This window comes from Streptomyces tamarix (assembly GCF_032423885.1).
Lineage (GTDB): Bacteria > Actinomycetota > Actinomycetes > Streptomycetales > Streptomycetaceae > Streptomyces > Streptomyces tamarix.
On record NZ_JAWCTQ010000118.1, the window covers coordinates 1 to 384 of the forward strand.

At 68.0% G+C, this 384-nt stretch carries 1 pseudogene; it reads left to right on the plus strand.

The window, feature by feature from the left end:
* Positions 1–384: pseudogene (gene carB, locus RND61_RS32535) on the plus strand (carbamoyl-phosphate synthase large subunit); the annotation flags it as partial.

Here is a 384-nt window from a genome sequence, read left to right on the forward strand (position 1 = left end):
GAGATTCCCAACGACATCACGCAGGAGACCCCGGCGTCCTTCGAGCCCACGCTCGACTACGTCGTGGTCAAGGCGCCCCGGTTCGCGTTCGAGAAGTTCCCCTCCGCCGACTCCACCCTCACCACGACGATGAAGTCGGTCGGCGAGGCCATGGCCATCGGCCGCAACTTCACCGAAGCCCTCCAAAAGGCCCTGCGCTCCCTGGAGAAGAAGGGCAGCCAGTTCACCTTCGTCGGCGACCCCGGCGACAAGGCCGAGCTGCTGCGCGAGGCGGTCCGCCCCACCGACGGCCGGATCAACGCCGTCATGCAGGCCATCCGCGCCGGCGCCACCCGCGAGGAGGTCTTCGACGCGACGAAGATCGACCCGTGGTTCGTCGACCAG